This is a genomic window from Paracoccus saliphilus (assembly GCF_028553805.1).
In the GTDB taxonomy this organism is placed as follows: domain Bacteria; phylum Pseudomonadota; class Alphaproteobacteria; order Rhodobacterales; family Rhodobacteraceae; genus Paracoccus; species Paracoccus saliphilus.
Map to the genome: position 1 here is coordinate 2,411,828 of NZ_CP067140.1, position 26,143 is coordinate 2,437,970.

The following is a 26,143-nucleotide window of genomic DNA, read 5'->3' on the forward strand; positions in this document are numbered from 1 at the left end:
ACCGGACCGAAGCCCGGTCAGAACGACCCTGACTTATTCCACCGTGTCGATCAGGTGAAAATGACTGAATCCGCTCGACGATGCGCCTGGGAATTGCCAGCCTTTAACGCGCTCGGGATTGATCACCACTTCCGCAGAAACAGTGGCAATGGGCATGTGGGCATAATTGTCGAACACGTAGGTGAACATGTTTTCAACGATGTTTGCCCTCTCTGCTGGTTCTTTCGTTTCGACCAGCTCGGCCCCCATTTCGTCAAGCTCGGGACTACCGATGCTGTAAGCCGGACTCAGATGTGTCGTATGTGAGGCCAGCACGCCGATCGCATTGGGCCGAACGGGTGCATTGCGCATCGGGTGAACGAAATCCGCGGTAAAGCCGACCCGGGCGTTTTGCAATGTCGGCCAGTCCATCTCGCGTATTTCGGTTTGCAACCCAACATCGGCAAACAGGGATTGTGCCAGTTCAGCCATCAATCCGAACTCAGGATTTCCTGCCAAGGCGGTGGCGGCAATCGGAATGACCCGATTCTCGAATGCGTCGGGATAATTTGCCTCCGCCAGAAGTTCACTTGCCCGCTCAGGATCATAGCCATAACTGTCATCGAAGTTTTCAGTCAGATCGGGCACATAACCGTCGAAACGCGGGTCCATGGAAAAGACCGTCAGTGGTTCGGCACGACCTTCATACAGGATGTCGATCATCGCCTCGCGGTCGAGAGCTCGGTTCATGGCCTCGCGGATACGTACATCTTGCCAGGGAAGGTTGAGATCCTTGGCGGGGCCATCCGAATTCATGAACAACCCGGAAAACACCATCGCACTTTGCATGGATGCCTGTGCAGAACTGACAATTTCATTACCCTGAGCGACAGCATCGGCCTGCAACTCGCGCGGCAGACTGACGATATCGGCCTCCCCAGAGAGAAGCATGGCAAGCCGCGTCGCCGGTTCGCCAACGAAACGAAGTTCCAGCGAGTCGAAATCCACATCCACCCCACTCCAGTGGCCTTCCACCGGTGCGAATTTCAATGTGTTGCTCAGATCACGGCTAACATATGTGAACGGTCCGCTCCCGGCCGGATTCTCTGCATAACCCTCAAGACCCTCGGCCTCGAACTGTGCCTTGGAATAGATCAGCAAAACTGCACGTCCAGCATGCAGGAACAAGAAATCCGGTTCCGGGCTTGGCAGATCAAAGCGAACGGTATGTTCGTCCACTGCGGTGACGGTAGCGTCCCGCAAGGCCTGAATGCCGCTCAAACGAGAATCTTCACCGACATGCAACGCAGCGCTGTGCACCACATCTTCAGCTGTCACCGGTCCCCATCCATTGCTAAACTCCGCTTCAGGGTTGAGCTTAAACGTCCAGCTGGTGAAATCCTCATTGTGCTCCCAGGATTCGGCAAGACCGGAATTATCATATGCACCCGTCTCCGGATCGTTGCCGACCAACGATTGCATATGCGGTGGAATCAAACCACCAATCGTTTCCCAATACAGATTCGACTCCGCTGAGCCAGGATCAATGGCGACCACGACATTTTGCGCAATCGCACTGCTTGCCATAAGTGTAATAGCTGCGCCAGATATCAGCACTTTCCGAGCTGAAAAACAAAAGCCGAGCATACAGATTTCCTCCCGTCATATGTTCATTTATTTCGTAGCCGTTAGTAAATGCACCAGAACACCAGGCCGATGTTGGGAAAGCGCCACCCCGACTCTACGATCGCTTCGGTATATGTGTGGCTTACGAATACTAGCAGATACTGACACCCGCGATTGCTCCAAACAAAGACAATTCCGGTCTGTCACAATCGCAAAATAATATGACCTTCTCCTCAGATTGTTGTTCAGCGTAGTTGCGGAATTCTGCCCAAGTCGTGAAGTTTTCGGCATTACCTCTTGCGACTTTGATCAAGCATCAACGACTTTAGTTGTCGAAATACCTATTCGCTGTTTCACCGAAGCAAACCTCCGTGAACTTCGGTCCAGGCCGACTCTGGTGACTTTGCATCAATCAGTTGCGCAGTGATGCCCAAGGTAGGTTGCGGTCGCAAACTCACAGGAGGGTTAATCTCTAACCCTCTGCGAGTGGCGAATCTCCCCACGGCCCATGCGGCGCATCGACCCCGTCAAGACGCTGGAAGCTGTGGGCGCCAAAGAAATCCCGCTGTGCCTGAATGATGTTCGCGGAGGAGCGCCGGGTGCGCATGGCATCGAACCATGACAGGCCCGATGACAGCGCCGGAACCGCGATTCCGGTCCGCATGGCCGCGATCACCGTTTCACGCAGTGCCGCCTCGTGTTCCTGCAGAAGCGAGCGGAAGGGTTCGGCATGGATCAGACTCTCTCCCTCCGCGCCCTCAAGCGCCGTCGCCATGTCGTTCAGCATGTCCGATCGAATGATGCAGCCGGCTCGCCAGATCCGCGCGATGGTCGCCATAGGCAGGTCCCAGAAAAATTTTTCGGCGGCCACGCTCAGCATCTCGAAGCCCTGCGCGTAACAGAGGATCTTTCCAGCGATGAGCGCCCTCTCCAGGGTTTCCAGATCCAGTGCCCCCTCGGGCAGCGCCCGTGGCATCTGGCCGAAAACCTCCGCACCCTTTGCACGCTCGTCGGTCCGGGCGGAAATGTTTCGTGCCGCTACGGCGGCCTCGATCACCGGGACTGGCACCGCCAGGTGCTGCGCCTCGATCGCCGTCCAGCGTCCGGTGCCCTTCTGGCCGGCGGCGTCCCGGATCACGTCAAGCATCGGCGCCCCCGTGATCGGGTCGGTCGCGCGGGCCACCTTGCCCGAGATCTCGATCAAGTATGACGCCAGCGGTCCCCGGTTCCATTGCTCGAACACCCTGGCGATCCGGGTCGAGTCCTGCCCCATGCCGTCGCGCATCAGGCTGTAGGCCTCGGCGATCATCTGCATGTCGGCATATTCAATGCCGTTATGGACCATCTTCACAAAATGGCCCGCGCCGCCCTGCCCCATCAGCGCAGCGCAGGGCACCCCCTCGTATTTCGCCGAGATCGCCTCGAACAGGTGGCCCAGTCGCTGCCAGTGACCGGGCTGCCCACCCACCATGATCGATGGGCCGTGACGGGCTCCCTCCTCGCCCCCTGAGACCCCGATGCCGATGAAGTCAAACTCTTCATCTCCGGCGCGGCAGGTGCGGCGCTCGGTGTCGGCGTAATTGGCGTTACCGGCATCAATGATCACGTCTCCCGGCCCCAGCAGCGGTGCCAAGGCGTCGATCTGGGCATCCACGACCGGACCGGCGGGAACCATCAGGATGATCGCCCGGGGCGGCTTGATCGCGGCAACGAATTCCTCCAGCGTCGCGGTCGGAGTCAGCCGCTGGGCAAGCTCCCCGGCATTGGCGGTGAAATGCTCCGTTACCTCGCCGGTCCGGTTGTAGACGGTGATCGGGAAGCCATGCTCCGCAATGTTCAGTGCCAGGGCCCCGCCCATCGTGCCGAGCCCGATCAGCCCGAAATTCATAGTCTCATCCATACCCACCCTCGCTATCTCAAGGTAAACCGGCGACCGATCCGGCCCCCTGCCCTATTTGCCGTCAATCACCGATCAAAATGAATCTGCGCCTTGATCGCAGAACCGCGATCCGACGCGACCCTGAATGCATCTTCCGCATCGCCGAGATCCATGGCGTGCGTGATAAGCGGTCTTACATCCACGCGGCGCGAGATCATCGCGGTCACCGCCAGCGGAAACTCTTCGTGGAACCGGAACGAGCCGCGCAGGTCCAGTTCCTTTGAGGTCACCAGCATCATCGGCACCGGAATGTCGCCGCCAAGACCTAGCTGCACCACGATCCCGCGCGGTCGCATCGCGGCGATGGCCGGAGCGATGGCAGCGGCAGCACCGGTGCATTCAAACAGCACGTCAAAACTTCCCTTTCCCTCGGCGTAACATCCCACCCCATCTGGATTGTCTCCGGTATTCACAGTGATGTCGGCTCCGATCCGGCGCGCCATATCCAGGGTGAAACCGGACAGATCGGTCGCCACGATCTCTCCCGCCCCGGCCAGCCGGGCGGAAAGGATTGCAAGCAATCCGATCGGACCGCAGCCCGTCACCAGCACGCGCTTGCCCAGCAGGTCCCCGGCCCGTCGCGCGGCATGCAGGGTGACAGCAAGCGGCTCGGCCATTGCCGCCTCAGAGGGGGTAAGGTCGCCTGCGCGCACACATTGACTGGCATCGGCAACGAGTTCCTGCCGGAAAGCGCCCTGGATATGCGGGAACGGCATAGCAGAACCGTAGAACCGCATGTTCTCGCAGTGGTTCGGCAGACCCTGATGGCAGAACCCGCATGCGCCACAAGGCCGCGAGGGGGACACCGCCACCAGATCACCCGGAGCGATGCCGGTTACGCCGGCTCCGCATTCGATCACATGGCCCGAGACCTCATGACCGAGGACCATCGGCTCGCGCAATCGGACACTGCCGAAGCCGCCATGATTATAGTAGTGCAGATCCGAACCACAGATGCCGCCCACGGCGGTCCTGATCCTGATCTGTCCCGGCCCCAGGGCTTCGCTTTCCCATTCCTGCAGGCGCAGGTCACGGGGCCCGTGTATAACGACAGCTTTCATGTCACCCTCACAATACCGGTGTCGGCAGCGACTCACCTGCGAAATGCGCCGCGAGATTCGCCCGCATCAACTCTCCCATCGCCCTGCGGGTCTCGATCGTGCCCGAGGCCTGGTGGGGCTGGAGTAGCACATTGGGCAGTGACAGGAAGCGCGGATCTATCGTCGGCTCGTTCTCGAAGACGTCCAGCCCGGCCGCGCCGAGACGCTGCGCCTGTAAGGCCGCGATCAGTGCCTGCTCATCGATATTCGACGCCCGCGAGACATTGATCAGCACGCCTTCGGGGCCCAGAGCCTCGATCACTTCACGATTGACGATGTGCCGGGTCGCTGCCGAGGCCGCCAGCGCTACGAACAGGATATCGGAACGCCCGGCCAGCTCCACGGCATCAGGAACGAAAGTCCAGTCCGACGCATAAGGTTTTTCCGCGATATCGGAATATGCAATCTCCATGCCGAAACCCCTGAGCCTCTGACCGACCTCATGGCCAATACGGCCAAGCCCGAGAATGCCAGCGCGCCGCCCCCAGACCCGGCGTTGCAGCGGATAATTTCCGGCGCGCGCCCAATCCCCGTTACGCACCCAAGCCTCGGCGCCGATCATGCCCCGGCAGATAGCCAGCATCATCGCCACCCCGAGGTCAGCGACATCACCGGTCAGCACGTCCGGTGTGTTGGTCACCCGCACGCCACGCGCGCGGCACGCCTCCAGGTCGACGGCATCGTACCCCACCCCGTAGACAGAGATGAGCTCGAGATTGGGGCAGGCCTCGATCACCTCCCGGCTGGCGCCCAACTCGCCACGCGTGGCGATGGCGCGAACCTGATTTCCGCAATCCGACAGGAAGACGGATTTGTCGGCCGCCTCGTAGTAACTCCGAATATCATAAGCCTCGTTCAGCGCCTTTTCATCCCATTCGGGATATGCGCCCATTTGCAGTATCGTCGGTTTCATAATTTTCGTCTCCTTCGGCCGATAGGTGCCTGGCACCCGCAGCAGACCTATTGATGGTCCTGTGCTGCTTCCGCGACATCTTGCAGGCCGCTGTTTCCGCTCGTTGCGTTGAGAATTTTATTGACGATGCAGTCGATTGGCTGATCGATTTCCGTGCTGATCGCCCGTTCGTCCGGCTGCGGCGGCTCGAGCGTCGCAAGCTGGCTGCGCAAGAGCGAGGCAGGCATATAAGAATGCTGCCGATCCGAAACCCGCAGACCCAGCAAGTCCTCGGAACCGGTCAGATGCACGAACCACAGATCAGGTAGTCGCGACATCCGACGTAACCTGTCGCGATAGGTCCGACGCAGTGCCGAACAACCCAGCACCAGCCCGTTTGGAGCATTCCTCATCGCGTCGCCGCAGCGGTCGAGCCACGGCCAACGATCGGCATCGTCAAGCGGCAGGCCCTGCCGCATCTTTTCGACATTCCGTGCCGGATGCAGGTCGTCTCCATCCAGATAGATAAGCCCGACATGTCGGGCGACTGCCGTGCCGACGGTGGTTTTCCCGCAACCGGAAACGCCCATCAGCACCATATGCAGCGGTTCAGAGAGAGACACTGATCGCCCCATCGACATAGAGAACATGCCCGTTCACGAAACTTGAGGATTCGGAGGAAAGAAACACGCAAGCCCCGACAAGCTCTTCGGTCCTGCCCCAGCGTCCGGCCGGGGTCCGCTTGCCGAGCCAGGCCGAAAAATCGGGATCGGCCACCAGCGCGGCGTTGAGCGGAGTCTCGAAATAACCTGGCGCGATCGCGTTGCAGTGCAACCCGTGACATGCCCAATCCGTTGCCATTCCCTTGGTCAGATTGCCCACGGCACCTTTCGTCGCGGTATAGGGTGCGATACCAGGGCGGGCGAGCGCGGTCTGCACCGAACAGATATTGACGATCTTGCCCGCACCGCGGCCGATCATGTGCCGCGCGACCGCCTGCCCGACATGGAAGACAGAGGCGATATTGGTCTGCAGCAATGCCTCGAAGCGTTCGGCCGGAAAATCCTCCAGCGGGGTGCGATGCTGCATCCCGGCATTGTTCACCAGAATGTCTATCGCCCCCTTGTCGTGCTCGAAGTCATCGATCGCTTTTCGGACATCGTCATGCCGGGTCACGTCGAACACCAGCGTAGAGATTTCCGCCTCGGGGACCTCCTCGCCAAGTGTCCGGGCCGCTTCGGTGACACGCTTGGCATCACGCCCGTTAAGGATGACCGCCGCTCCCGCCTGCGCCAGGCCCCGCGCCAGCGTGAATCCGATCCCCTGAGATGAGCCGGTCACCAGGGCCCGCTTGCCCGAAAGGCCGAACATCTCGTGAAGAAAGTTCTGTCCTGCGTTCATCACGTTACCTCTTTCCGAAAAATTCCTGACCAATACGCATTCAGCGTAGTGCCTTGCAGGCCCGTTCTATGCGGTCGCAACCTTCTTCAAGGATTTCCTTCGAGGTGGCCGTGGACAGCCGGAAATACGGTTCCAGACCGTAGGCCGCGCCGTGAATCGTCGCCACACCCGCGCTTTCAAGCAGATAGATCACGAAATCCAGATCGGACTCGATCTTCTTCCCTTCGGGAGTCGTCTTTCCGATCACCCCACTGCAGTTGGGATAGAGATAGAATGCCCCGTCCGGTTTGACGCAGCTCAGCCCCTCGATGGCGTTCAGCCGCTCCCACGCCCGTTCGCATCGCTCACGATAGACCTCGACTGTCTCAGTTACTGTGGCCTGGTCTCCGGTCAGCGCGGCCGCGGCCGCGGCCTGGCTGATCGACGATGGACAAGAGGAGGATTGCGATTGCAGTTTATTGATCGCGTCGATCAGGTCCTTCGGCCCAGCACCATAACCGATGCGCCAGCCGGTCATCGCATAGGACTTGGAGACGCCATTGACCACAAGCGCCCGGTCGGCGAGTTCGGGCACAACCGAAACGATGCTGCACGCTGGAAAATCTGCATACCAGATCCGGTCATAAATCTCGTCGCACAGCACCAGCACATGCGGATGGCGCCCGAGGACCTCACCCAGTGCCTTCAGTTCTTCGGCAGTATACGCTACTCCCGTGGGGTTGGAGGGAGAGTTGAGCACGACCCAGCGTGTCGCAGGCGTGATCGCGTCTGCTAGCGCCTGCGGCGTCAGCTTGAAGCCCGTGTCTTCGCCGCAGCGCAGGATCACCGGCGTTCCGCCATTGGCCACGACCATATCGGGATAGGAAACCCAGTAAGGGGCAGGAATGATTACCTCATCCCCCTTTTCAACTGTCGCAGTCAGGGCAAGAAACAGGATCTGCTTCGCACCGCCGCCAACGCAAATCGTATCGAGGGCGCATTCGATGCCAAGGCGTGTCGCATAATCCTGCTGGATCGCCTTGCGTAAAGCAACTGTTCCATTAACCGGAGTATATTTCGTATCACCATCGCGGATCGCCTCTATGGCGACGTTCTTGATACTGTCCGGCGTATCGAAATCCGGCTCTCCCACCGTCAAGTCGACGATATTGCGGCCGGCCGCCTTGAGATCACGGGCTTTCTGTGCGGCCGCCGTACTGGGCGAGACGCGGATGTTGGTGACGCGACGGGCAAGTTTGACGCTGCTCAAGGCAACCTCCATTGATAGAATTTTCTGAGATCTTCGCGGCTCTTGGCCGCGCACGGATTTCCGCTGCAGCGAAACCAATGCACCCAGCGGAAAGCCCTACAGATCCGTCGTCAACCCTTTGGCTTTTAGCACTGCTTCAAGATTACAGACGTCAATGATCGTGCGACCGGATTTATAGGCCTCTATATATCCCGACTCGGCTTCTTCGCGCGCCGCTGATTTCCGGGCTACCTCGGCAGCATCTTCCTTGCGCACAGTAACCAGACCGTCCGCGTCACCGCGAATGACGTCTCCCGGACGGATTTCCTGACCGCCGACAATGATGTTGCCGTTTACTTGTCCAAGCGTCTCTTTGACCGTGCCCCTGATACACACGCTGAGCGAGAAGACCGGCAGCCCCAGCTTGATGAGATCCGCTGTATCGCGAACGCCGGTATCGGTCACGACCCCCGCGATCCCTTTGGCGACACAGGCATTGCCCAAAACGTCGCCGAAGCTGCCCGCTTCCTCGTATTCCCCGGCAGAAACAACGATGATATCGCCGGCTTGAGCATAGTGAATGGCAAGCTGTAGCATGATGTTGTCTCGCGGCGCGCTTTCGACCGTGAACGCCGGACCGCAAAGCGACATGCTCCTGTCGATCGGCTTGATGCGGGAACTCAAAGCGCCAAGCCGCCCCTGCGCCTCGTGGATGGTTGCGCTGCCAAAGCGGGACAACGCCTCCACATCCTCACGAGCCGCGCGTTCGATCCTGGTAATGATATGGGGCATCTCAACCTTCCTTTGTCCGATGGGCCGATGCACGGGCTGATCAATCAGCGCCGCACCTGTTCACAGGCAACATAGGAAGGTGGATGTCTGAAGGATAACAGTCTCTGCATCTGATGTAATCGGGTTTCGCTATGTCACCCCGTTTGTCATCCGAAACGACTCTGACATCATTAGATTCCCCGGATGCTAGGTTGGCGGCAGGACGAAAAACTCATGTAACGGACATCCACAGATAATATGCCGATAGCCGTCGACGACCTGATATCGAAAATGCAATGGGCAGCAGCCAGCGGCCTTGCCGAATTGAGCCTGGACACCAAAAGCAGCAGGATGACAATTCTGCGGGAAAATGCGTCTGGGCAGGCGGGAACACAAATCCAGACCGAACCGCCAGTCGCTTCGACCGTCGAATTCACCGAGGAAAACGCCGGCGCCGGTTCAATAACCGCCCCGCTCTCCGGGATATGTTACCTGGCCCCCGATTCTGGCACCTCCCCCTTTATTTCAATTGGCGCCCGGATTGCCGAAGGCGAAACGCTTTGCGTCATCGAGGCGATGAAGGTCATGACCCCGGTTACTGCCTCTGCGGAGGGTATCGTCGAGGCAATCCTGGTCGAGGACGGCGCATCCGTCACGACAGGTGATCCATTGGTGAGGATTCGCTGATGGCAGAGATCGACAAAGATATCGTCCTCATCGCCAATCGCGGCGAGATTGCCCTGCGCATCATTCGTGCCTGCCGTCGCCTGGGCTTGCGCGCCGTCTGCGCCTATTCCGAGGGAGACAGGGGTGCCGCCTATCTGGACCTTGCGGATCAGGCGATTTGTGTCGGCCCCGCGCCGGCCATGAACAGCTATCTTAACATCCCTGCCCTATTGGCGGCGGCCGATGCGACCGGAGCGGGTTTTATCCATCCGGGCTATGGCTTTCTATCCGAAAGCCCGGAATTCGCCGAAGCAGTCAGGGATGCTGGTCTCACCCTCATTGGTCCCAGTGCTGATGTAATGCGGATGATGGGCGATAAGGTGCAGGCCAAGCGCGCCATGATGACCGCCGGCGTTCCCTGCGTGCCCGGACCCGACAGTGTTCTGAGCGGCGATCTGCCCGAGATTTCCCGGGTCGCAGAAGAGATCGGCTATCCGGTCATCCTCAAGGCCGCCGGAGGCGGTGGAGGGCGCGGAATGCGCATGGTGCGGCAGCAATCCGAATTGCGCGACGCCTATATGGTGACACGGCAGGAAGCGCAGCGTTTCTTCGGCAATCCCGGAATCTACATGGAGAAGTTCCTCGAGAGACCGCGGCATGTCGAAATACAGGTCATCGCTGACAGTCATGGCAATGCCCTTTGGCTGGGTGACCGAGACTGCTCGATGCAACGACGTCACCAGAAGATGATAGAAGAAGCCCCTGCCCCCGGCATCGACAGGGATCATATCGCCGAGATCGGCGCCCGCTGCGCCGAATCCTGTCGCGAGATCGGCTATACCGGCGCAGGAACCTTCGAGTTCCTCTATGAGGACGGACAGTTCTATTTCATCGAAATGAACACCCGTATCCAGGTCGAACATCCGGTGACGGAAATGGTAACCGGGCTTGATATCGTCGCCCTGCAGATCGACGTGGCGCGCGGCGGGCAACTGCCATATTCGCAGGCGCAGATCCACAGTATCGGCCACGCCATCGAATGCCGGATCAATGCCGAGGATCCCGACAGCTTCGCGCCCAGCCCCGGTCGGATCACGGCAATGCATGTTCCCGGCGGACCGGGTATCCGGATGGATAGTCATGTCTGTGCCGGCGAAGCCATTCCGGCCAGCTATGATTCGATGATCGGCAAAGTTATAGCGCATGGCCGAAATCGCGCAGAGGCGCTTGCCCGCGCCAGAAGCGCCCTGTCCGAAATGCGGATCGAGGGCGTGGCGAGCAATTTGCCCCTGCATCGTGAATTGCTGGCCGATCCCGGATTCCGCGAGGGCGGCGTCAGCATCCATCACCTCGAAAACTGGCTAGCGGCAAGGGAGAAATCAGATGGCTGATACCGGACTCTCATTCATCGGCAGCCGGGCATTGCTGTTTCAAGCACGTTGTTCCTTTGATTTACCTCATCAGCAACGTTTCTGGGCGCTCGCAGACGAGGCAGCCAGTTGGGCAGAGGTGCGCGAGGCCGTCCCGGGAATGACTAATCTCACCTTGTTGCTGCACCATGTCCCAACGAATGTCGACGATATCTGCAACAGATTGAACAGCCTCTGGAACAGCGGTGTCCGAAAGGAAGTCGCCGGAACGCTACTGGAAATCGACATCACTTATGGCGGCCCGGGTGGTCCACATCTGGAAGAGGTCGCAGAACTGACCGGTCTCAGCGTTAGCGAGGTCATTCAACGGCATTCGGAACCGGAATACACCGTTTTCGCCGTGGGCAGCCATGCGGGATATTGCTACCTGGGGGGCCTCGATCCGCGACTCGAAACCCCTCGTCGCAAGGTTCCGCTGACCCATCTGCCGGGCGGTTCACTGTCGGTGGCGGGGCTGCAAACCGGTGTTTCGGCTTCGGCGGGACCAAGCGGCTGGAACACAATCGGCTCAGCCGATGTCACCTTCTTCGATCCGCATCGCCAGCCTGCGGCCTTGTTGCGACCGGGCGACCGTATCCGGTTCAATCCTGCGGAGGTGCTGGCATGATCGAGATTCTCGCGATACCGCCGTTGGCCACTGTACAGGATCTTGGCCGGGAGGGTCACTGGTCTCAAGGTCTTGGACGGGCCGGAGCAATGGATGGGTTGGCACATCGCGCCGTCAATCTGTTGCTGGACAATGACGAAACAGCAGCGACGGTCGAAATCCCGCTGCCGCCGGCACGCTTCCGTTTCGGTGCACGACAGGCATTTGCGATTGCCGGGGCCGCATGTGGAGCAACGTTGGCGGGCCGCATGCTGCCACGTATCTGGGCGGGAACAGCCGAGGCCGGAGACGTGCTGGAACTTGGCGCAATCACGCAGGGAGCGCGTATCTACCTTGCACTGCCCGGAGGGATCGACGTGCCCGAAATGTTGGGGTCGCGCAGCACACAGTTGCGCGAGGCCTTCGGAGGTCACGAGGGTCGGGTATTGTCTCCGGGCGACATCCTGAACCCCGCGAGCGCCGCAGAAATAGAGTTTCCGCAGGGAGGGCTGAGCCTCACCCTGCCGCCACTGCGCGCGCCCGGTCAGGACGATATCACGCTGCGGGCGCTTCCCTCGACGGAGCATGACAGCTTTACCAAAGAGGCGCTGCTGGCCTTCTGGTCCACGCCCTATGAGATAACTCGGCAAAGCAACCGGCAGGGTTATCGCCTGGAAGGCGCAGCCCTCTCGCGCGAAAACACCGGAGAATTGCGTTCTCACGGGATTGTTCCGGGTATCGTGCAGGTTCCCGGCGGTGGTCAACCCATCATCCAGCTTGCCGATTCCGCCACCATGGGAGGCTACCCAAAGATCGCTGCCGTGATCGAACCCGATCTGTGGCGCATTGCCCAAGCCCGTCCCGGCGATGGCCTGCGTTTCGTCAAGGCGACTCCGGCAGAGGCCGAACAAGCCGAGCATGAGCAAACAGAGCTGCTCGAAGATATTCGCACACGAATTGCGGATTTTCGCGGCCAACAGAGGAGCTGGGCCTGACATGTTCGATCAGAAAGAACTTGAGCAGCTTGTCGGTGCGATGCGTGAAAACGGCATCACCACGCTCGAAGTCGATACCGGTGAGGACCGATTACGCCTCGTTCTGCCACCAACTCCCGTCCGACCCGCCGCAATGGAAGAACCGCATATCGCCACGGTGGCAGCGAAAAGTCCGGCCATCGGCATCTTTCTGCCCCGGGGGGGCGATGACGGGCTGACTGAGTTGGCCAGCGGTGCCGCCGTCTCGGAGGGTGAACTGCTGGGCTATGTCAGCCAGGGGGCGGTCCGGGTCCCAGTCACCTCCCCCTCCGCCGGCAGACTTGTCGGAGAGGCTCCGGAGGAGGGCGCGATCCTCGGCCATGGCGACATCGCATTTGTATTGGAGATCCGCCAATGAAGATCGATATAAATTCAGACATGGGCGAAGGTTTCGGTCCATACAGCATCGCCGACGACGCCTCACTCATGCGTCACATCAGTTCGGCCAACGTAGCTTGCGGCTACCATGCCGGCGATCCGGTGATCATGGACCGGACCATCAGGATGGCCAAGGAACATGGCGTCGATCTGGGCGCCCATGTCAGCTTTCCCGACCGCATGGGCTTTGGACGTCGCAGGATCGAGATGAGCATGCCCGAACTGGAGACGCATGTACTTTATCAGCTTGGGGCATTGGATGGGTTGGCTCGGCGCGCCGGACACCGGATCACGCATATGAACCCCCATGGCGCATTGGGAAATCTTGCCAGTGCAGATCCTGACACGGCCGACGCTGTGGCGCGGGCGGTCATGGATTTCGATCCCCAAATCGCCTTTATCGTCCTGCCCAGCAGTGCGCTTGAACAGTCGGCGACGGACATGGGCGGGCGCTGCGTGCGCCTGTTCCTTGCCGACCGGGGCTATCTGGAGAACGGTCAGCTCGCTCCGCGCGGCCAGAACGGCGCAGTCATCCATGACCCGGAACTGGTTGTGGAACGGGTATTGAGGGTCATCGAAACCGCAGAAATAGATACCTTGGACGGCGCCGTCATCCCGATGCCGGTGCAATCGATACTCGTGCATTCCGATACGGCCGGGGCGGTGGAACTGGCCACCCGGCTCAACCGAAGCATTGCCGCGAATGGCGGCATCATCACACCGCTTTCACGGCAAGAATGAAGCGGGAAACGAAGCCAGACAGAAGGAACAGGAATCAACATGGCATTCTCTGATTACAAGACCGCCCTCGTTACCGGTGCTTCCGGGGGCATGGGACAGGCCATTGCCGAACGACTGCGCTCCAATGGCCTGACCGTGCACGCATTGGCCCGCAGTGAAGGTAAGCTACAGGAACTCGCGGAGAAAAGCGGTGTGATCCCGCATCCCGTCGATATCGCTGATACTGCCGCGATCACCGAATTGGTGAAAGGGTTGGAAGTCGATATTCTGGTAAATAACGCAGGCGTATCCCGCCCCGGCAGCCTGCTTGGCTCCGAAGCGTTCGATATCGACGAGCAGATCAACGTGAACCTTCGCGCGGCACTGCATCTGTCGCGGCTGCTGCTTCCGGGAATGATGGAACGAGATCGCGGCCATATCATCAATATCACCTCGATGGCGGGCCATTACGAATTCGGCGGCCATATCGCCTATCATGCGACCAAGTCAGCGATGCATACTGTTTCGAGGCAACTTCGTGTCGATGCATTCGGGCGCCGTGTCCGGGTCACCGAAATCAGCCCGGGCCGTGTCGAGACCGATATCTTCGCGCATGTCGAGAAAATCTCGCCCGAGGAAGCCAAGGCAAAATATTTCGATGGTTTCGAGATGCCACAAACCAGCGATATTGCAGATGCCGTGGAATATGCCGTGGGCGCACCGCAATATGTCAATATCGGGCTCATCGAACTGCTACCGACGCTACAGGTTCCCGGAGGCCTCCGCACTGCCAAGCGGGTCGGCGATGAGGTTGTCCTGACCGGGAACAAGTAATCTGCTCCCCGCGACATCGGGAAAAAGGGAAATGGCCGGAGCTTTCGCTCCGGCCATTTTAATTTACGAGTCTGTTTGCGGTATGCCGCTATCCCAGCAGGAGATCCGGCAGGAAGTTCACGATCCCGGGAAACAGTGCCAGCATGATCACGAACGCGATCATGATCATAAGGAAGGGGAAGGTGACGCGCGCGATATAACCGGTGCTACGCCCGGTAATATTCTGGATCACTGCAAAGTTGAACGCCACCGGCGGGGTGATCTGCGCCATCTCGACTACCAGCACCATGAAAATACCGAACCAGACCTTGTCGAAGCCGGCCGCTTCGACAAGCGGCAGGACCACCGGCAGCGTAGTCGCGATCATCGAGAACCCTTCGAGTGCGGTGCCTAGGATCAGATACAAGACGATCAGGGCAAGGATCAGCACGAAAGGTGACAGGTCCCAGCTTATCACGGCACCCGCCACGGCAGCGGGGATCCCCAGCGTCGAGGTAATATTCCCCAAAACCGAAGCACCCAGGATGATGATGCCCATGACAGAACAGGTCTGAACTGCGCCGAGAAGAACATCGCGCAACTCTTTCAGACCGAGTGCTCCCTGCGACAAGGAGACCAGAAATGCACCAAGAACACCGAGCGCGGCGGCTTCGGATGGCGTGGCCAGCCCTCCATACATCGACCCGAGGACACAGACGATCAGGAAAAGGGCCGGAGCCAGATCCTTCAGGGCGGCAAAACGGTCCCGCAGCGGCATATGCCGCATCGCACGTTCGGCTTCCGGGACGAAATCCGGGCGCATCCGGGTCCGGATCATGATGAAGATGCCGAATACCGAGGCCAGCATCAGACCTGGCAGGAAACCGGCGGTAAACAGGCGTAATACGGATTCATTGGCAAGCACACCGTACATGATCATCACGGTGGAAGGTGGAATCAGAAAACCAAGCGTTCCCGCCCCGGCAAGGCTGCCGATCGCGATGTCCGGCGAATAGCCCCGCGACAACAACTCCTTGAGGGTCATCCGACCCACCACCTGCGTGGTTGCCGCCGAAGAGCCCGAGATCGCCGCAAAGATCGAGCAGCCGACGATATTCACGTGCAGCAACCTCCCTGGCAACAGCCCCGCCCATGGCGCAAGCCCGGAAAAAAGTGCCTCAGACAGCTTGGTGCGGAACAGGAATTCGCCCATGAGAATGAACAGCGGCAGCGCCACAAGGTCCGGCGTCGTCAGGATGTTATAGACATATTGCGGAAACAGCCTGTCGACCGGCAGGCCGGTGAACAACAATGCCAGACCGATGGCCGTGGACAGCAGTGCGATCCCGATCCAGGCTCCGGCAGCCAGCGTGCCGAAGAGCAGACCAAACAGGCTGGAGACAATTACACCCATTCCTCACCTTTCCAAGTCGTGTTCATTTTTTACCCTTGAGGATCACTCAATGGCGCTCGCGACGCCAAGTTCGGGATTATTGACGGCGCCTCCGGCAAGACAGGTCATCAGACGTGCCAACATCTGGAAAGCAAGCACGGCCATGCCGATTGTCAGTACCGATTGCGGAATCCAAAGCGGCGTGAAACTATCCTGCGACACCTCGCCGAAACCGTAAGTACGCAAGGTGAATCGAGCCAGCCAGATCGTGAGAACCACGGTCACCAGCGAGCCCAAAGTGCAGGAAAAAAGCTCCAGCAACCATGCGAGGCGGGCCTTTCCAGAAGAAATCAGCAACTCGACGCGCAGTTGAAGCCCGGCCCGCAGGGTCAGCCCCGCTCCCAGAACGAAAGCTGCACCCATCAGATAGGCGCTATATTCCCATCCGATCCCGGTTCCTGTCGGCATGAAACGGAGATAGCGACTAACAAAGGCCAGCAATGTATCAACCAATACCAGCACGGTCAGCGAGGCGATACACATGGCCGCAAGCCACGCCCCTGTCAATGAGGCCAAGTCTGCAGCCCGTTGAAAAGCCGCAGAGAAACCCCGAATCCCGGTCGCTCGTCGGGAATTATTCTCAGACACCATCTCAGTCAGACGCCTTTTTTTCACGATAGGCTTCGACGATCGGCTTGGCATCCGGTACCCGCTCAAGGAACTCTGCCTGTACATCCTCGGCCCGTTCGGCAATCTGCGCCTTCAACTCGTCACTTAGCGGCTCCAGCGTCATGCCGTTTTCCTTCATCGTCTCGATACTGTCGACGTCGCCCTGACGGGAGACCTCCCAGAAATCCGGCTCGAGTTCGGCTGCCACCTTTTCGATCGCGCCGCGATCCTCTTCCGAAAGGCTGTTCCAGGTATCAAGATTGATCGTCACGGCATTGGAACCCCAGGTATGGTTCGTGGGATAGATGTAATCGAGGAACTCCCAGAATTTGCCGTCAACACCCGAAGTGGCCGAGGTGGCCACGCCCTCGACACGTCCCGATGCGAGAGCCGGCAGCAATTCACCCCAGGGCATCGCGACCCCCTCCATACCGATGCTGGAAATGACATCGACAGTATTCTTGTCTGCACCTCGTACCGGGATTCCACGGAAATCCTCAATGTCGTCCACTTCGACATTGAGATAAACATACTGCGCCGGCGACGGCACCATGTAGAGGATCTTCTGGTTGTTTTGTTCAGCCAGCTTTTCGAACTCCGGGCGCAGAAATTCGTGATATTCTTTGAGTTCTTCCATCGAAGAAACAAGGAACGGCACGCCCTCGGCACCGAACATCGGATTGATGCCGACCTGCTGACTGATATTGATATCGGCCATGTCGACCAAGCCGTCGCGGACTGCGGAAAGTTGATCGGGTCCCTTGAAGCCCAAAGATCCGGCGGCACTCACACTAATCACCACCTCACCCTCGGTCGCCTCCTCCACAGCACTGGCGAACTCCTTGGCATTCTCGACCATGAAATTGCCTTCAGGCAAAACATCGGACAGGCTGAGACGGGTTTCAGCGTCGGCTGCCTGACCAAGGGCCATGGACGCGGCCGCGCCGAGCGTAAAGGTCTTGAAAAACTGCATTCTGTTTCTCCCCAGTGCTGGATGTTGCCCTCCCTTCTCGTGTTTCCGAACGAAACATCCTCTGGAAGGCATCTTGATTTGCGATCCTGTTTCAAGAGACACTAGAAGATCGGGGCAAAGCCGCAAAACAACAGTTTGATCTGACATGATCGCGTTTTGCTATGCTTGCCCTGAAACCACTGAAACTCCTGTCTCGTCATCCTCAACTTGCCCGTCCGCAAGCCAAGGCTGTCAGGATCACTGGTAAAATCGGTCTCCATCACACAATATTGCCTGAACATTAGGATGGGAGTTGTATCCGAACCGGGGAGATGCGGCTCGGTTGCAGCAAAAGAAGGTATCAACACTCGGAGCAGATATGGATATCAGGCGGCTATATGCCTTCGTTAAAATTGTTGACATCGGAAGCATCACACGCGCATCGACCATATTGCACATCGCCCAGCCGGCCTTGAGCCAGCAGATCGCCTCGCTCGAGACCCATTTCGGCAAGCCGCTCCTGCTACGCTCAAAACGTGGTGTCGTGCCGACCGAGGCGGGCAAAATGTTCTATCGTCATTGCCAGACGATCCTGCGCCAGATGGAGCAGGCCGAACTCGATATCATGAACGCGTCGGGAGAAATTTCCGGCCATGTCAGCGTCGGCCTCGCCCCGCTCGGGTTGGGGGCCCTTGTTGCCTCTCAACTGATCGAATCAGTTCAGGAAACGCATCCTGGCATCAAGCTCTACATCAACGAGAATGTGGGCGGCGGGATCATCAGCGAAATGATCATGACCGGCAAGATGGACGTCGCGCTAATCTTCGACCCTGGACGTATCCCGACCCTGGCTTTCGACACGATTTGCACCGAAGAGCTGCACTACGTGACCACCAGTCCCGAAGGGGCGGATAACCATGAAATCGCCTTCGCCGATGCCGTGGCCCAGCAATTGATCCTGCCCAGCCAGATCCACACTTTACGCCAAGCGATCGATACCACTCTGGCGCGGGCTGGACTTGCGGCGCGGGTTGCAGCCCAGACAGAATCGATCTCGATTCTCTCGAATGCGCTCAGCGAAGGGCTCGGAGCCGCGATCCTGCCCCTCTCAGCGGCCCGTGCCGTGCAACGCCGCGTGCCTGATGCACGTGCCTTGCGCATTCGTCGCCCGAACATGAAGGTCAGCATGGTAACCTGTGTTTCGGGCCAGCTGCCACTATCCGAGGCCGCTAATATCGTCCATGAAAGGCTTGTAGAACTCGCCAAGAAGCTGACCCGCTGATTTGCGTCGCAGAGGAGAACGTGTCGATCGAGGATGATCGTTTCGGTTAAGATCAACTCTTTTTCCTGATCAGCTTCAGGACGCGCTCGCTCCATCTACGCGCCATAGGCGTGTTTTCGACGCAGCCAAAAGCCCGGCCCGAAAGGCAACCCCATCACTTGGCGCCTATCGTCGCAAATCATATCGTAGGTTTTCTGCCGCTAGCGATAAAGACATGGACCGTAGAGACTTCTGATTTTCCGAGGTCGACCTGCTGCTGCAGACTTTAGGATTTACGCGACAGTTGCGGCTCTTCAGCCAAAAGAGGTCCCAGCGCATCTAACAAGGGATCGGGTGACACTGGATCACCGCCGGATTCCCAAGCATTCTGAAATTCCGCGATCTCTATGCCTACAAATGGATGTTCCGCGATCACCTTGCAGCATACGCGCAGGTCATCAAGCAATAAGCCGCCCTCATGGACATAGAAAGGTCGGCCTGTGATCGCTGAAGCATCGGTGTCGCCCAGCCTCGGCCATCATATAGCGCGTGATGATGTGATGCTGGATCAATACCTCGCGGACATGTCACGTCCTAGGCGAGTATGTTCCAGGATGATGTCTCAGGCGATCCGCATTGCGGCATCGACTGCCTCGCGGCCCTGCATGCGGAAAAGCGCAGTATTCAGACGCCAGCACCTCCTCTTTTCCGGCAACGCAGACGAGGTACGAAACTCACATCCTGCCAAAGGCCGGCCTATTCGCTGAACACGACAAGCAGGTTCTCATCCGTCACGAACACCCAATGCATTTATTCCCCCATCCTTAGGCAGAACGGACAATCGTGATCGAAGAAACCCATCAGGGTAATATCACCTTGCGGGTTACACTTATTCATTCACGGCACGGGCTCTGTTCCGTGCCATATCGTCTCTGGCGAGGCGGAAAACGGTAACCGCATTGGTCGTGAGGATGATCCCCTCGCAATAAATGCGCCGAGCGAACCTGTCAGGTAATTCGCTATCATCCAACATACGGCTGCAACCGCAAGCAAGACCCGCATCGGGATTCCGTGCAGCATGAACATCGCGTAAGTTCCGATCAGCCCTGCGACAACGGGGATGAAGTCCAACGGACTCTGCCAAGTTATCAATGCGGCAAACGCAGTCGCGGCGAGCATGATGCCCATTACCAACGAGTTCCCCTTATATCGGCGAACCAACAAAATCCGTAGCACGATGAGACAGCTGATCGCACCGGCAACCCACCCACCAAGCAGGAAGAACTGAGCTGCGAAGGCAATGTTCGCCAGGATCAGGACAGACAGAAGCCGTTCATCGCGCTTGTTGGCGAAGGCGGCGATACACAGGCCCAACGCAACGAGGCCGGCAATTTCTCCGACTATAGGATATGGCATCATTTGCCCCGATTTCCATTGTTCGCTTTGCGAAAGGAGATGAACCGCCTGCTTCGATCATTTCGGCATGCCCCAACCCGAAATACTACCCTGCGCCACGCATTGTTCAATACAATGCCGCCGATTGGAGAAATGTGTCCTCTCACCGCGTTTTCCGCCACTTCCAGCGGTGCCCCGCTAGCAAAAGGAAAGCCCGCAAGATGAGCCGAAAGAAAGCGATGCTCGCATATTGAAAGGCGGCCTGTCGCAGCAAGTGCGACTCCACCAGAAGCTTCCCTCGGTCTACGGATTGCGAGGACGTGGTCCTGCTTTGATTATATGATGATTCAATATTCATGGTTCTCGTCCTCGCATAAGTAGCTTCTTGCCTCTTATTACGCTGAAATTCGCTGCATTGACGAACGATATCACCTCAAGGTATCTTGAATAAAATTCATGATAAACAGCAAAGAGCTTCCCATGCCTGAACTTCCGCCACTGGCGGCGCTGCGGGCCTTCTGTGCCGCGGCGCGTCACGGGCAATTCAACAGAGCGGCAGAAGAATTGCGGCTAAGCGAGTCAGCCGTAAGCCACCAGATCAGGCGCCTCGAAAACCTTCTGTCTACCAGATTGTTTGAGAGGCACGGTCCCAAGGTTGAGCTTACGATAGCCGGAGCACGATATTTTACCGAGGTCGAACCACTCCTTGGCCGCCTGGCCGAAGTTACTGCCGCTGCATCCGGACGCCCAGACCGGGCACGCGTAACTCTGACCCTCCCGCCAACTGTGGCATCAATGTGGTTGATCCCAAATCTGAGCTCCTTCGAACCGGCATGCCCTAATGTCGATCTTCAAGTGATGGCGACCACTCGGCTGGTCGATTTGCGACGGGAACAGATTGATCTCGCACTACGTTACGGCCGTGACGGCTGGCCTCGGGTCGAGGTTGAGCACCTCTTTTCTGAACTCGCCTTGCCGGTTTGTCGGCCTGGCTACCTGGCATCACCCATTGCGACCGATCCTGCTGCTGCCATGCGTGAGCGCCGTTTAATCGTCAATGACGACAGTCCGGATGAATGGCTGGAATGGGCCGAGGCGCATGAGATCACGCCGCCCTCTCTCGATGGTGCATTGGTGCTCTCGCATTCCGACCAGGTTCTAAGCGCTGCTGAAAGAGGTCTTGGAATAGCTATAGGCCGACGGCCCATGGTCGATACGATGCTACAAAATGGCGCCCTGATCGCCCCCTTCGGTGACGCGATACCGACCCGCGCTTCGTTTTACCTTTGTCGCCCTGTCGGAGTGCAACCGACAGTGCCGGTTCGCCGCGTGATCGCCTGGCTTCGAGAAATAGCCGCAACAATTCCGGCGCTCTGAGATCAATCACTACCAGAGGCTTCGGATAAATCTACGGTCTGCCGGTTGCTTGACGGGCTTCAGGTTGGGATTATCACAATGGCTCCACTCGCGCGTCGCTCTTCGGCCGCACGGTGTGCTTCGGCGATATCCTCAAGTGCAAAGCGCTGCCCGATTTCAAGCGAAACATGTCCCTTGGCGACCGCATCGAATAGATCGACCGCGTTCGACCGGAATCGATTGAGATCGGCATTATGCGGAAAAACTGACGGGCGTGTCAGGAAGAGACAGCCCTTTTTGTTCAGCAGGTCCGGATCGATCGCCGGCGCCTTTCCCGAGGACGCCCCGTAATTCACCACGAGTCCGAAGGGTGCTGCGCAGTCGAGTGACTGAAGTAGTGTGTCCTTACCAACGGCGTCATAAACAACGCGCGCCTTTTCGCCACCAGTCGCCCTGAGAAATGCATCCGACCAATCCGGCTGGCTCGTGTCCACAACCTCGATGCAGCCGGCGTCGAGAGCCGCCTGGCGTTTCGGAGGCGTGCCCGTGCCCCCGATCACGCGCGCACCAAGCGCGGTAGCCCAGCGTGACAGGATCTGCCCGACGCCACCGGCCGCGGAATGCACGAAAATGAGGTCGCCCGGTTGAATAGCATGCGTGTGACGCAGGAGATACTGGGCAGTCATGCCTTTGAACAAAACAGTAGCAGCCGTTTCGTCATCGATGTTATCGGGCAGCTGTACGAGCTTGTCCGCAGGAACATTGCGCCGATCAGCATAGGCAACCCGCTGGCCTGGCTTGATATCACGGACCCCTTCGCCAACCGCGTCCACGATACCTGCGGCTTCGAAGCCAAGTCCCGTAGGCAAAGGAAGCGGGTAAATGCCTTTACGTTGATAGATGTCGATAAAATTGAAGCCGATGGCCGTCTGGCGGATTTGCGCCTCACCTTTCATCGGGTCGGAAATACCTTCCTCCACGGTCTTGAGAACTGAAGGATCTCCGAACTGCGTAATTTCTACCACACGTCTGTTCGTCATGTCCGTTGCCTCTCATTCATTCGTACGATAGGTATGACAAAGATCATACCTTTGACGAGGACGCAATGGCAGAGTTTCTTCCCGAGCCACGGCCTGACGAGATGGATCTGCTGATGGTGCTGTCCGCCCTGGCTGATCCGCATCGCTTGCGCATTGCACTTGCGCTTGCGAAAGCGCCAGATGCCGTTCTTCCCTGTACCGCGTTTGAACTTCCTGTCACTAAGGCGACGCGCACGCATCATTTCAGGATTCTGCGCGAGGCAGGTGTCATTCGCCAATACGATCATGGCAACGGGCGCTCAAATCAATTACGGCTCGCGGACCTGAGACAACGCTTTCCAGGCATTCTGACAACGCTGCTTGCAGGATAACTTGCGTCAGATGCCACATCCTGGATGTCGAGGTTCCACGTGTACAACTCGGGGCCAACCGCCGTGGTGATCCAGATGCGATCGAAGCCGCCATCAATGACAACATGATAATGATTTACGGGTCTACACCTGCTTATCCGTGTGGATTATTCGACCCGATCAAAGCTTTCTCGGAGATCGCCTTGCGGTATGAGATCTGGCTGCATGTAAATCGCCGCCAGATCCAGAATCTGCTCGGCCAGCAGCTTCTTCAACTTGGCGTTCTCATCCTCAAGCGCCTTCAGCCGCTTCGCCTCAGACACCGTCATGCCGCCGAACTTGGCCTTCCAGTTGTAAAAGGTGCCTTCCGACATGCCGTGCTAGCGGCACAGGTCCGCGCACTTCGCGCCTGACTGGTGCTCAGCCAGGACGCCGATGATCTGTTCGTCCGTGAATCTCGTTCCCTTCATTGTCCGTCCTCAGGTTGGCCCGGACCCTAATCAAAGGTGGAGTAAAAATCCCGTGGCAGGTCACCTCAAAACTGTTATCTTGGCGGCCTTCAGCATTACTCTTGCCTTGAGACGCATATGAAGAGTGCAATCCAAGATTCCAAGTCCGGCTATGCTCCGAAAACATTCACCGAGGATACATATGGCGGGTGACTTGACTTGGTCCGCCCTCAAGGCCTCGAGCCGCTTTCTGTCCTCGGACTTCAGATGGCCGAGGCCGGACCGCTCCTCCTCCCGCGCGGCAAGACAGGCCGAACGGCGATCAATTCGTCTTAATGCGGGCCGGGGGATGTGAATGTTCCAGAGAAGCTCCTGCCACAATTCTTCATTGACGGTGCCGTCGGCATTCATGGGTTTGTCGAAGTCGGCACGCTCGGCGCTCATCGCCCGGAAGTGTTTTGTGAACCGGGCTTCGAGTTCCGGTCTCGACCTGTCCGGATCCGGAAACCTGATCTCGGCAAAGGGTATGGTGTTCTTCTGCATGACGACTCCTGCAAGGGCTTCAGGCGGCATGGTCCGCCTGGCACGCGGTCCTTCCGGACGCGGTGCGGTTAGATGAGCGGCCCGGGCCTGCAGGGCTCTTTGCCGATGAAAGACAAAGCCGGGTCGATGGCCGTGACCATGCAGATCAATCGGTCAGGAGGTCAATGGATCGGAGCCGGGAGCATTCGCCGGCCGGTTTCCGAAGCCGGGAAGAATCCGCGGGCTTTCCGGAAACTGCAAGGCACTGATATTATTTATAAATACCAACAACCCGGAAATAGTGGGCGTTAATCACCTGGCTAATGGGCGCCAAAACCCCGGAAAGTGGCTTCTATTTGGCTGGCGGGACAGCAACGTTCTTCGATTGTGAAACAACGCCCATCAATGGAATTGCGCAAAGTTAGCAATTTTGCACTTTGCATATCAACCAGGAAAGGTAGTTTGCAAATTTTCCGTATTTTCCTTTTCTGCGCCTGCATCACAGGGTATTTTCCCACAACTCAACCGAAAGGCCCGGCCCATGAAGGATATTCTGCAAGAGCTTGAACGCCGCCGCAGCGAGGCCCGACTTGGTGGCGGTCAGCGCCGCATCGATGCACAGCACGCTCGCGGCAAGCTGACGGCACGCGAGCGGATCGAGTTGCTTCTCGATGAAGGCAGCTTTGAGGAATTCGACATGTTCGTCGCGCATCGCTCGACCGATTTCGGGATGGAGGAAGATCGGCCCTATGGTGACGGGGTGGTGACCGGATGGGGCACGATCAATGGCCGCATGGTCTATGTGTTCAGCCAGGATTTCACGGTATTCGGCGGCTCGCTGTCCGAAACCCACGCGCAGAAGATCTGCAAGGTCATGGATATGGCGATGCAGAACGGCGCGCCGGTGATCGGGCTGAACGATTCCGGCGGCGCGCGGATTCAGGAAGGCGTGGCCTCGCTGGCCGGATATGCAGATGTGTTCCAGCGCAATATCATGGCCTCTGGCGTGATCCCGCAGATCAGCGTCATCATGGGCCCCTGCGCGGGCGGCGCGGTCTACAGCCCGGCCATGACCGATTTCATCTTCATGGTGAAGGATACCAGCTACATGTTCGTGACCGGCCCCGACGTGGTCAAGACGGTGACGAACGAGGTTGTGACCGCCGAACAGCTTGGCGGCGCGTCGACCCATACCAAGAAAAGCTCGGTTGCGGATGGTGCGTTCGAGGATGATGTCGAGGCGATCTCGGAAATTCGTCGCCTCTTCGATTTCCTGCCGCTCTCGAACCGCGACGGCGTGCCCGAGCGCCCCTTTTTCGACGCCCCCTCCCGGATCGAGGAAAGCCTCGACACGCTGATCCCCGACAATCCGAACCAGCCCTATGACATGAAAGAGCTGATCGTGAAGGTCGCCGATGAAGGCGATTTCTACGAGATCCAGAAGGATTTCGCCGGCAATATCATCACCGGTTTCATCCGTATCGAGGGCCGGACCGTCGGAGTCGTCGCCAATCAGCCGATGGTGCTGGCAGGTTGTCTGGATATCGACAGCAGCCGCAAGGCGGCGCGTTTCGTGCGCTTCTGCGACGCGTTCGAGATCCCGATCCTGACCTTCGTCGATGTGCCCGGCTTCCTACCGGGGACGGGGCAGGAATATGGCGGCGTCATCAAGCACGGGGCCAAGCTGCTCTTCGCCTATGGCGAGGCGACGGTGCCGAAGGTCACGGTCATCACCCGCAAGGCCTATGGCGGCGCCTATGACGTCATGGCCTCGAAACATCTGCGCGGCGATTTCAACTATGCCTGGCCGACGGCCGAGATCGCGGTGATGGGCGCCAAGGGCGCGGTCGAGATACTCTATCGCAGCGAATTGGGGGATGCCGACAAGATCGCGGCGCGCACCAAGGATTACGAAGACCGCTTCGCCAATCCCTTCGTCGCGGCCGAGAAAGGGTTCATTGACGAGGTGATCCAGCCCCATTCCACCCGCCGCCGGGTCGCCCGCGCCTTCGCCTCCCTGCGCGGCAAGAAACTGTCGAACCCATGGAAGAAGCACGACAATATTCCCCTGTAACCCATCGGAATCCAAAACCAATGCACAACCATGTGAATGATGCAGCCGCGCCACAGCCCAGCAGAGTTCTGCCGAGGCCAGATATGACCGGCTGTCTGCATGCGCTGCGACCGGCTATC

Annotated in this window: 26 protein-coding genes and 1 pseudogene; 11 read left to right on the top strand and 16 right to left on the bottom strand. The window is 58.5% G+C overall.

Annotated elements, in window-relative coordinates; translation table 11 throughout:
* Positions 1–33: 33 nt before the first annotated feature.
* From JHX88_RS11555 to JHX88_RS11590, 8 genes are all read right to left on the bottom strand, one after another.
* Positions 34–1,626 carry an ABC transporter substrate-binding protein gene (locus JHX88_RS11555; protein ID WP_084203298.1) on the bottom strand — a complete coding sequence of 531 codons (1,593 nt, stop codon included), beginning with the start codon at positions 1,624–1,626 and terminating at the stop codon, positions 34–36.
* 451 nt (positions 1,627–2,077) lie between these two features.
* Positions 2,078–3,505, bottom strand: coding sequence for an NADP-dependent phosphogluconate dehydrogenase (gndA, locus tag JHX88_RS11560; protein ID WP_076528295.1), 1,428 nt, complete (start codon positions 3,503–3,505; stop codon positions 2,078–2,080).
* A gap of 65 nt (positions 3,506–3,570) precedes the next feature.
* Complete coding sequence (locus tag JHX88_RS11565; RefSeq protein WP_076528293.1) at positions 3,571–4,605, bottom strand: L-idonate 5-dehydrogenase; 1,035 nt, start codon at positions 4,603–4,605, stop codon at positions 3,571–3,573.
* A gap of 7 nt (positions 4,606–4,612) precedes the next feature.
* Positions 4,613–5,557: a 2-hydroxyacid dehydrogenase gene (locus JHX88_RS11570; protein ID WP_272848007.1), complete on the bottom strand. Its 945-nt coding sequence runs from the start codon at positions 5,555–5,557 to the stop codon at positions 4,613–4,615.
* Positions 5,558–5,604: 47 nt separating this feature from the next.
* Positions 5,605–6,159: a gluconokinase gene (locus tag JHX88_RS11575; RefSeq protein WP_272848008.1), complete on the bottom strand. Its 555-nt coding sequence runs from the start codon at positions 6,157–6,159 to the stop codon at positions 5,605–5,607.
* On the bottom strand, positions 6,146–6,937 hold the full coding sequence (locus JHX88_RS11580) for an SDR family oxidoreductase (RefSeq protein WP_076528289.1): 792 nt from the start codon (positions 6,935–6,937) through the stop codon (positions 6,146–6,148). The genes JHX88_RS11575 and JHX88_RS11580 overlap by 14 nt, the downstream gene beginning before the upstream one ends.
* A 40-nt stretch (positions 6,938–6,977) precedes the next feature.
* Positions 6,978–8,186 (bottom strand): aspartate transaminase, encoded by a 1,209-nt coding sequence (locus JHX88_RS11585; RefSeq protein WP_076528344.1) that lies wholly within the window; start codon positions 8,184–8,186, stop codon positions 6,978–6,980.
* 96 nt (positions 8,187–8,282) lie between these two features.
* Entirely contained in the window at positions 8,283–8,912 is a 630-nt protein-coding gene (locus JHX88_RS11590) for a 4-carboxy-4-hydroxy-2-oxoadipate aldolase/oxaloacetate decarboxylase (protein ID WP_272848270.1), read from the bottom strand.
* A gap of 375 nt (positions 8,913–9,287) precedes the next feature.
* Between JHX88_RS11590 and JHX88_RS11595 the strand changes: the two genes are divergently transcribed.
* From JHX88_RS11595 to JHX88_RS11625, 7 genes are read left to right on the top strand one after another with little or no spacing between them, the layout of a single operon-like run.
* Complete coding sequence (locus JHX88_RS11595) at positions 9,288–9,623, top strand: acetyl-CoA carboxylase biotin carboxyl carrier protein (RefSeq protein ID WP_176011500.1); 336 nt, start codon at positions 9,288–9,290, stop codon at positions 9,621–9,623.
* Positions 9,623–10,993, top strand: a complete 1,371-nt coding sequence (accC, locus tag JHX88_RS11600; protein WP_084203297.1) for an acetyl-CoA carboxylase biotin carboxylase subunit — start codon at positions 9,623–9,625, stop codon at positions 10,991–10,993. The genes JHX88_RS11595 and accC overlap by 1 nt, the downstream gene beginning before the upstream one ends.
* Entirely contained in the window at positions 10,986–11,639 is a 654-nt protein-coding gene (gene pxpB / locus JHX88_RS11605) for a 5-oxoprolinase subunit PxpB (protein WP_076528283.1), read from the top strand. The genes accC and pxpB overlap by 8 nt, the downstream gene beginning before the upstream one ends.
* Positions 11,636–12,613, top strand: a complete 978-nt coding sequence (locus tag JHX88_RS11610; protein ID WP_076528281.1) for a 5-oxoprolinase subunit C family protein — start codon at positions 11,636–11,638, stop codon at positions 12,611–12,613. Before pxpB ends, JHX88_RS11610 begins: the two co-directional genes overlap by 4 nt.
* A 1-nt stretch (position 12,614) precedes the next feature.
* The gene (locus JHX88_RS11615) at positions 12,615–13,010 is read left to right on the top strand and encodes a hypothetical protein (RefSeq protein ID WP_076528280.1); all 396 of its coding nucleotides are present in this window, start codon (positions 12,615–12,617) and stop codon (positions 13,008–13,010) included.
* A complete protein-coding gene (locus JHX88_RS11620) occupies positions 13,007–13,771 on the top strand; it encodes a LamB/YcsF family protein (protein WP_076528278.1) in 765 nt (254 codons plus the stop codon). The genes JHX88_RS11615 and JHX88_RS11620 overlap by 4 nt, the downstream gene beginning before the upstream one ends.
* A gap of 39 nt (positions 13,772–13,810) precedes the next feature.
* Complete coding sequence (locus JHX88_RS11625; RefSeq protein ID WP_076528276.1) at positions 13,811–14,584, top strand: SDR family oxidoreductase; 774 nt, start codon at positions 13,811–13,813, stop codon at positions 14,582–14,584.
* A gap of 88 nt (positions 14,585–14,672) precedes the next feature.
* Here the strand turns inward: JHX88_RS11625 and JHX88_RS11630 are convergent, their stop codons facing one another.
* The 3 genes from JHX88_RS11630 to JHX88_RS11640 all read right to left on the bottom strand — a co-directional run bounded on the left by JHX88_RS11630 (position 14,673) and on the right by JHX88_RS11640 (position 17,598).
* Positions 14,673–15,977, bottom strand: coding sequence for a TRAP transporter large permease (locus JHX88_RS11630; protein WP_076528274.1), 1,305 nt, complete (start codon positions 15,975–15,977; stop codon positions 14,673–14,675).
* Between the two features lie 42 nt (positions 15,978–16,019).
* Positions 16,020–16,532, bottom strand: coding sequence for a TRAP transporter small permease subunit (locus JHX88_RS11635; protein WP_272848009.1), 513 nt, complete (start codon positions 16,530–16,532; stop codon positions 16,020–16,022).
* Between the two features lie 76 nt (positions 16,533–16,608).
* On the bottom strand, positions 16,609–17,598 hold the full coding sequence (locus tag JHX88_RS11640) for a TRAP transporter substrate-binding protein (protein WP_076528270.1): 990 nt from the start codon (positions 17,596–17,598) through the stop codon (positions 16,609–16,611).
* A gap of 358 nt (positions 17,599–17,956) precedes the next feature.
* Here JHX88_RS11640 and JHX88_RS11645 point away from each other — a divergent pair, with 358 nt between their 5' ends.
* Positions 17,957–18,859 carry a LysR substrate-binding domain-containing protein gene (locus tag JHX88_RS11645; protein WP_076528266.1) on the top strand — a complete coding sequence of 301 codons (903 nt, stop codon included), beginning with the start codon at positions 17,957–17,959 and terminating at the stop codon, positions 18,857–18,859.
* 265 nt (positions 18,860–19,124) lie between these two features.
* Here the strand turns inward: JHX88_RS11645 and JHX88_RS11650 are convergent, their stop codons facing one another.
* Both JHX88_RS11650 and JHX88_RS11655 read right to left on the bottom strand, forming a co-directional pair.
* Positions 19,125–19,304, bottom strand: coding sequence for a hypothetical protein (locus tag JHX88_RS11650; RefSeq protein WP_272848010.1), 180 nt, complete (start codon positions 19,302–19,304; stop codon positions 19,125–19,127).
* Between the two features lie 431 nt (positions 19,305–19,735).
* Positions 19,736–20,257 carry a YgjV family protein gene (locus tag JHX88_RS11655; RefSeq protein WP_272848011.1) on the bottom strand — a complete coding sequence of 174 codons (522 nt, stop codon included), beginning with the start codon at positions 20,255–20,257 and terminating at the stop codon, positions 19,736–19,738.
* 456 nt (positions 20,258–20,713) lie between these two features.
* On the opposite strand from JHX88_RS11655, the gene JHX88_RS11660 reads away from it, so the two are divergent.
* Positions 20,714–21,610 carry a LysR substrate-binding domain-containing protein gene (locus tag JHX88_RS11660; protein ID WP_076528264.1) on the top strand — a complete coding sequence of 299 codons (897 nt, stop codon included), beginning with the start codon at positions 20,714–20,716 and terminating at the stop codon, positions 21,608–21,610.
* A 59-nt stretch (positions 21,611–21,669) separates the two neighbouring features.
* Here the strand turns inward: JHX88_RS11660 and JHX88_RS11665 are convergent, their stop codons facing one another.
* Positions 21,670–22,629 (bottom strand): quinone oxidoreductase family protein, encoded by a 960-nt coding sequence (locus tag JHX88_RS11665; protein WP_272848012.1) that lies wholly within the window; start codon positions 22,627–22,629, stop codon positions 21,670–21,672.
* A 65-nt stretch (positions 22,630–22,694) separates the two neighbouring features.
* Between JHX88_RS11665 and JHX88_RS11670 the strand changes: the two genes are divergently transcribed.
* A complete protein-coding gene (locus tag JHX88_RS11670) occupies positions 22,695–23,000 on the top strand; it encodes an ArsR/SmtB family transcription factor (RefSeq protein WP_076527033.1) in 306 nt (101 codons plus the stop codon).
* Between the two features lie 209 nt (positions 23,001–23,209).
* On the opposite strand, the pseudogene JHX88_RS11675 reads toward JHX88_RS11670, so the two are convergent.
* Positions 23,210–23,449 (bottom strand): annotated as a pseudogene (locus tag JHX88_RS11675) (transposase); the annotation flags it as partial.
* Between the two features lie 60 nt (positions 23,450–23,509).
* Positions 23,510–23,971 carry a hypothetical protein gene (locus JHX88_RS11680; protein ID WP_076527032.1) on the bottom strand — a complete coding sequence of 154 codons (462 nt, stop codon included), beginning with the start codon at positions 23,969–23,971 and terminating at the stop codon, positions 23,510–23,512.
* 520 nt (positions 23,972–24,491) lie between these two features.
* Here JHX88_RS11680 and JHX88_RS11685 point away from each other — a divergent pair.
* A complete protein-coding gene (locus tag JHX88_RS11685) occupies positions 24,492–26,024 on the top strand; it encodes an acyl-CoA carboxylase subunit beta (RefSeq protein WP_076527031.1) in 1,533 nt (510 codons plus the stop codon).
* Positions 26,025–26,143 lie beyond the last annotated feature (119 nt).